8 protein-coding genes are annotated in these 6,163 nt (G+C 31.0%); 7 read left to right on the top strand and 1 reads right to left on the bottom strand.

All coding sequences use genetic code 11. The features are described 5' to 3' along the window. Positions 1-200 precede the first annotated feature (200 nt). From HS848_RS12430 to HS848_RS12805, 3 genes are all read left to right on the top strand, one after another. Positions 201-1,073: a replication initiation protein gene (locus tag HS848_RS12430; RefSeq protein WP_107508661.1), complete on the top strand. Its 873-nt coding sequence runs from the start codon at positions 201-203 to the stop codon at positions 1,071-1,073. A gap of 714 nt (positions 1,074-1,787) precedes the next feature. Continuing rightward, positions 1,788-2,456, top strand: a complete 669-nt coding sequence (locus HS848_RS12425) for a hypothetical protein (protein ID WP_232806191.1) — start codon at positions 1,788-1,790, stop codon at positions 2,454-2,456. A 15-nt stretch (positions 2,457-2,471) separates the two neighbouring features. Then, a complete protein-coding gene (locus HS848_RS12805; protein WP_107508660.1) occupies positions 2,472-2,672 on the top strand; it encodes a DUF6007 family protein in 201 nt (66 codons plus the stop codon). Here the strand turns inward: HS848_RS12805 and HS848_RS12420 are convergent. Next, positions 2,669-3,238 carry a thioredoxin domain-containing protein gene (locus HS848_RS12420; protein WP_107508659.1) on the bottom strand — a complete coding sequence of 190 codons (570 nt, stop codon included), beginning with the start codon at positions 3,236-3,238 and terminating at the stop codon, positions 2,669-2,671. The two genes, HS848_RS12805 and HS848_RS12420, sit on opposite strands and share 4 nt — an antisense overlap. A 302-nt stretch (positions 3,239-3,540) precedes the next feature. On the opposite strand from HS848_RS12420, the gene HS848_RS12415 reads away from it, so the two are divergent. From HS848_RS12415 to HS848_RS12400, 4 genes are all read left to right on the top strand, one after another. Next, positions 3,541-3,924, top strand: a complete 384-nt coding sequence (locus HS848_RS12415; protein WP_048668204.1) for a plasmid mobilization protein — start codon at positions 3,541-3,543, stop codon at positions 3,922-3,924. Then, positions 3,906-4,913: a relaxase/mobilization nuclease domain-containing protein gene (locus HS848_RS12410; protein ID WP_107508658.1), complete on the top strand. Its 1,008-nt coding sequence runs from the start codon at positions 3,906-3,908 to the stop codon at positions 4,911-4,913. Before HS848_RS12415 ends, HS848_RS12410 begins: the two co-directional genes overlap by 19 nt. After that, positions 4,903-5,421: a DUF6161 domain-containing protein gene (locus HS848_RS12405; RefSeq protein WP_198612549.1), complete on the top strand. Its 519-nt coding sequence runs from the start codon at positions 4,903-4,905 to the stop codon at positions 5,419-5,421. The genes HS848_RS12410 and HS848_RS12405 overlap by 11 nt, the downstream gene beginning before the upstream one ends. A 96-nt stretch (positions 5,422-5,517) precedes the next feature. Continuing rightward, entirely contained in the window at positions 5,518-5,670 is a 153-nt protein-coding gene (locus HS848_RS12400) for a hypothetical protein (RefSeq protein ID WP_198612548.1), read from the top strand. The last annotated feature ends 493 nt before the right edge of the window (positions 5,671-6,163 follow it).

The raw sequence follows: 6,163 nt of genomic DNA, 5'->3' as shown, positions 1-6,163 counted from the left end.
TTAAAGGCATAGTTTTGCCACATTAAAGGCATAGTTTTGCCACATTAAAGGCATAGTTTTGCCACATTAAAGGCATAGTATTTATATTGTCATGCCTTTAATGTTATGTTACTTTATTATCAAGAGTTTAAATGTAATTAAATCTATTTTTTAGGGCATAGTTTTTATATTGTCATGCCTTTTTAAAAGGAGCGTTTTATATGAGTGGAGAAACCGTTATTTATAAAAATGAAATGAATTTAGTTCCATTAAGACGATTTACTGCTACTGAAATTAATTTATTCTTTGCAATGTGTAATAAACTAAAAGAGCAAGATACTAATACACTTCATTTATCCTTTGATGAACTTAAAGAGTTAAGCAACTATAGCCCAGAAACGCGTAATATAAATAGATTTGTAGATGATCTACAAAGAGTTTACGATAAAATGTTAGATATTAGATATACAATTAGAACAGAAACAAAAATTAAAAAATTTGTATTATTTTATAAATATGAAATTGATATATCTGAAAAATATTTAGAAATCGCTACTTCTCCGGATTTAAAATATATCTTAAATTCAATTACTAATAATTTCACAAAATTCGAATTAAAAGAGATGACACATCTAAAATCTACTTATTCGAAAAATATGTTTAGATTACTTAAGCAATATAAACATACTGGTTATATGAAAATTAAAATTGAAGATTTTAGAGAACGTTTAGATATCCCAAAATCTTATAGAATGTCTAATATTAATCAATTTGTTTTAACACCAATCATTAAAGAACTATCTCAGATTTTCAATAATCTACATATCAATAAAATTAAAGCGAAAAAAGGACGTAAAATAGAATGGTTAGAGTTTACTTTTGACGCTGAGAAACGCATTCATAGTAAGCGACAACCCAAAATGGCGAATGTAGCCCAACCCAAACAATATATCAGTCGTGAGAAAACGCCAAAATGGCTACGTGAACGAAATCAAAACAATAAAACTAGAGAAATGACTGAAGAAGAAAAAGCACTATTAAAAGAACAACAACAAGCATTTAGACAACAATTAGAACTCGATTGGGAAGATTAGAAAGTTTACAAAAGATACTATGAAAGATATACTGAAATTAACAAACAGACAGATACATCATTAGATGTGAAAACCCCAGCATGCCGACCAAAGCATATGCTGGGGTTTCTTTTTTATCGTTTATGTTCTTTGTTCAATAAGTAAAGAACATGACCAACAATAATTGGACATACGATATATTTCATAACAAACAGAACAATCATCATTAGATGTGACACCTCCTTTCTGCACAGGAAGTGCCTTACAAGTATAATATAATAACGTGATATTTGACGAATACATGAGCCTTCAAAAAAGTATTCAAAGTGTGCAAAGTATACAAAGTATCGAATGTATATAATATATATCATGTAGCCAATGTATATATTGTATACACGTATAACCTACATAAAAATACAAAGTATTAACTCATGAAAATAACTGAAAACGCATCAGATCAATGATGTATAAAACCTGCATAACCGATAATCATAAGTAAAAGGCTTAAACGTTGATTTAACAGCGTTTAAGCCTTTTAAGTTAGTTAACATAATTAACTCTTATGGGTAGTTGAAATGTATAGCTTATTCATTTCAATCTATCTAAAATCAATTATAAACAAAGTACTAATAAAAATTACAATGTTGTGTCTTATTTTTGGAAGCGCTTTAATTAACTTTCTTTTTTCTCTATACTTGAATTGTAAACTTCACTATTTTAAAGGAGAGAATTATAATGAAAAAATTTTTATTTCTTTTAATTATTTGTTTAGTTACCTTTGCAACGTGCTTTAGTCCTATAACACAAGCAAAAGAGACTAAACCTTCCGACAATAAAATATTGAACAAAAATGATGTGGAAAAAATTAATTTAAATCAAGTTCAAAACCTTGATGCAACACTTAAAAATCACAATTTAACACGTGAGAATTTATTAAATAATAACTACAAAGTAAAAAAAGATAATGTAGGTTTTATCAATGCTAAAGATAAAAATAATGTATATTATAATTTCTATCTTGAAGGTAATAAAATAGAATACTACAGTATTCAAAAAAAATTAGCTAACGGAAATTCTACTTTTACTTTATATGATATTAATGGTAATTATATTTTGAAATCTGAAGCAAATAATAATGGTGATATAGTAAAAGAAAATACAGCTGTAGATAACGGTGTTACAACATATGCTATAAATAAAGCTGCACTTAAATGGGCATGCATTTTCTCTAGTTATTCAGCTTGTATTGGCGTATCATTAGGAGCCGGTGCCGCTGGTTCCATGGTTAGTGGACCATTTGGTGCTGCAACGGGATTTGCTGGTGGAGCAGCATGTAGATATGTGTTCCAAACAGCTGTTGAAAAATACGGTGGAAAAGATGCAGCATGTAAAATACTCTCATAATAAATAGGTGATATTATGGAAAATTTAAAAACATCTTTACTATCTTTAGGATGGTGGGATTTATTATTTACCATTCCTATGTTTCTCTTATTCATATATTTACCAACCTATAATTTCATAAGTATATTATTAAACATTATTATTGTTTTCTTCTTTTCTATGGGACTCATTTTAACAACTCATGCATTGTGGAAGTACATAAAAGAGCAAGATTAATCTTGCTCTTTTATGTACTCATCATATTCAGAATAACTATGTACATTTTTTAATTTTTTACCATTAATATAAACTGATGGCACTTCTTTAATATTATTTTTTTTTGCTATTTTTTGATCTTCTTTTACATCTTTCCATGACTCACTATTTTTAGTTTTATAATCTTTTTTAATCTTTCTTTTTTTATTATCACTCAATTCCAATTTATCTATTTGTTTATCAATCAGTTCATATGTAAACTTGTTAGCTTGTTGAGAAAATATCAATTTTTGAAAATCTAAATATTTATCTGGTGCTATATTTTGAACAGCATGACCCGCTCTAGCTCCTTTAATTGAATCTTCCCCTAAGAAAGCAACATTAATAAAATTAAACTTAGCTTTATCTTTTTTTACATATTCTTGATTAAGTTTTGGAATTATTTTATCTTCAAGTTGTTTACAATGAGGACATTTGTAGTCTTGATATATAGTAATAGTACTTTTTGGTTTTTCTTTATATTGATTGCAAGAATACAAAATAATTATACCAACAGCTACAAATACAAATAATAATAATTTTTTCATATAAACTAACTCCTTTATATTTATCATTATTTTAAATATAACAAATTTTGCTTTCTTTAATTATATACATAATTTATGTTCATAGTTTATGGAATTATGGCTAGCAATTAGACACTATTTTTTCGTCAGAAAAAATCTTAAGGGGCTTGGGGATTATCCCCAACAAGCAGGCATCGCTACCACGTTAGTGGCTAGCAAAGCCAATGCTTGCCAAACCACTATATTACTTGATGAAATTTAGATTATCATATAATCTAAATTTATATTAAGTAATATCTTTCGTAGAAAGCGTGGTGGGATGTATGAGCGAACAAAACCATTTTGTGGCTAGCGACGCAACTGTTGGGCAAAACCATAAACCCAACCGTAAGGAGCCGAAACAAATTAGTTTTCGTGTGAGCGAATCCGAATATTTAAAGTTAAAGCAGTCGGCTGAAACTTTAAATATGAGTGTGCCTGCTTTCGTTAAGAAAAAGGCACAAGGCAGTCGATTGGTCGCACCTAAATTTGATAAAGAAACGCGACAATCGATTGCGAAAGATTTAAGTCGATTAGGGGCGAATGCTAATCAAATTGCGAAATATTGTCATCAACATCAATATGACGCACCAAATTATAGCGCATTAGAACGTAATATCAGTGAATTACGTGAAAGGTTGGATGACATATGGCAACAACTAAATTAAGTGCGACGAAATCAACGTCACGTGCCATCAATTACGCTGAAAAACGGGCTGAAGAAAAAAGTGGCTTAAACTGCGACATAGACTATGCCAAAAGTAGTTTTAAAGCCACACGTGAACTCTATGGTAAAACAGGGGGTAATGAAGGCCATGTCATTATTCAGTCATTCAAACCAGGCGAAGTAACCCCAGAACAATGTAATCAACTAGGCTTAGCATTAGCTGAAAAATTCGCAACCAATCATCAAGTGGCTGTTTATACGCATTGTGATACTGATCACATACATAATCATATTGTGATTAATGCCGTTAATCTTGAAACAGGTAAAAAGTTCAATAACAACAAACAAGCCTTACATGATTTAAGAAACTTTAATGACGACGTATGTCGTGAACATGGCTTAAGCGTGCCAGAAAAAGATACAGCACGCTTACGTTATACACAAACAGAAAAAGCGATTGCTGACCCTAATACAAAATCAACCGCTCAATATTCATGGAAAGATGACATACGTGAAGCAATCGACCAATCAACAGCTACAAATATGGACGAATTTAAAGACCATTTAAGTCAATATGGCATTGAAATTGCACGAGTTACACCTAAGAGCATTACCTATCGACATCTAGCTGAAGATAAAAAAGTCCGTGGCCGTCGATTAGGTGAAGATTATAACAAAGGAGGCATAGAAGATGGCTTTGAAAGACAAATACAACGACAACAGCAAGCACGAGAAGATGATAACGACATCCAGCCAAAACGACCAACTTCAAACCGTGATGAACCAACTCAACGAGATACAGGCGTCACTCAATCAGATTGGGATAAATTCGCCCAAGACACAAATGAGCTTAAGCGTCGCCGACAAGCTGCAGAGTCAGCAAGACTTGCTGATGAAAAGGCTCGAAGAAATCGAGAAGAGAGAGAACGAGCGAAACAAGCGTCACGAACAATTATTGACAACGATAGAGACCACGGCCTTGAACTTTAATCAAGCCACAGAAAAAACACAAAAAAGATTTATTAGCGTTGCCAAACACTATGTGGAACGTATTAATAACGATAATTTAAAACAAGATTTTCAAACAGCAATCCAACAAGAATTTGAAGATGTGAAATCACAAACACAAAATCTAGTTAAACAGTTTCAAAATCATCAATCAGACCTACAAAAAGCACATGATGACTATAAAAAAACGCTTGATGAACGGATTGAAACAAACGAAACGGCAATAAAACAATATGATCAAGCGTTTAATCGTTTAACTAAAGGGATTACAGCCATGTTTTTCATCGTTGCCTTAGTGATGATTACTTTTGTAGTCTTAAGTCCATTAGGCGACCTATTAGGCGTACAACATTTTTATGACTGGATTAACCACGTCTTAAAAACAGGTCATTCAGCATGGCGATATCTAATCGTGATGTTTTATTTTGTCTCTTACATCTTATTTAGTTTGCTTATATATGTTATTTTAAGAGCGTATAAGAGCATCTAATATTAATATCTAACAAAATCCTAGATGATATTGTTAAAGCATTATATAAAGTTCACAATGACTTTATAATGTATTTTATTAAAAAGGAGATTAGTTATGCTTAAATGGTTTAAAGAGAATTCTAATACTCTTACACAAATGATTATTTTTGCTAGTGTTTTATTTGTTTTCTTAGGACCTTTAGGCGCAGGTTTTGGCGCTGCGATTGGTTTAGTTATTGGAAAATCTTTAGATAAAAATAAAAATTAGATCATCGCTATTATGCCGAGAAAATTTATTGTGCATTGAGAAGAACCCTTAATTAAACTGTTTCGACGAATGTCGGTATAGCGTGAGCTATAAAACCGACGAGTCGACAGTTTTAGGGTTTATTAAGGGTTCAGAGGCTCAATGTCAATAAAGCAATTGGAATAATGCAATAACTAAAAGATTTTGATTAATAAAAACCAACCATTTTTATGGTTGGTTTCCTTTTTGTTTTTTTTGAATTTTAAGGGGCAAAATGCCCCGAACTTTTTAATATCTTTTTATAAATCTTTTTAAAATCTTTTTAGGCACCTTATGAGCCTTAGAGCCACAGTGGATTTGGAAGGTTAAAGGCATAGTTTTGCCACATTAAAGGCATAGTTTTGCCACATTAAAGGCATAGTTTTGCCACATTAAAGGCATAGTTTTGCCACATTAAAGGCATAGTATTTATATTGTCATGCCTTTAATGTTATGTTACTTTATTATCAAGAGT

Source organism: Staphylococcus caledonicus (assembly GCF_016238465.1).
GTDB classification, from domain to species: domain Bacteria; phylum Bacillota; class Bacilli; order Staphylococcales; family Staphylococcaceae; genus Staphylococcus; species Staphylococcus caledonicus.
Note: the sequence above shows the minus strand (reverse complement) of the source record. Positions and strands in the feature narration are given on the sequence as shown.

What these genes read in the sequence shown, in the direction of transcription:
- HS848_RS12430 (WP_107508661.1), top strand. Translation starts at nt 201, where the DNA reads ATGAGTGGAGAAACCGTTATTTATAAAAATGAAATGAATTTAGTTCCA.
- HS848_RS12425 (WP_232806191.1), top strand. Translation starts at nt 1,788, where the DNA reads ATGAAAAAATTTTTATTTCTTTTAATTATTTGTTTAGTTACCTTTGCA.
- HS848_RS12805 (WP_107508660.1), top strand. Translation starts at nt 2,472, where the DNA reads ATGGAAAATTTAAAAACATCTTTACTATCTTTAGGATGGTGGGATTTA.
- HS848_RS12420 (WP_107508659.1), bottom strand. Translation starts at nt 3,238, where the DNA reads ATGAAAAAATTATTATTATTTGTATTTGTAGCTGTTGGTATAATTATT.
- HS848_RS12415 (WP_048668204.1), top strand. Translation starts at nt 3,541, where the DNA reads ATGAGCGAACAAAACCATTTTGTGGCTAGCGACGCAACTGTTGGGCAA.
- HS848_RS12410 (WP_107508658.1), top strand. Translation starts at nt 3,906, where the DNA reads ATGGCAACAACTAAATTAAGTGCGACGAAATCAACGTCACGTGCCATC.
- HS848_RS12400 (WP_198612548.1), top strand. Translation starts at nt 5,518, where the DNA reads ATGCTTAAATGGTTTAAAGAGAATTCTAATACTCTTACACAAATGATT.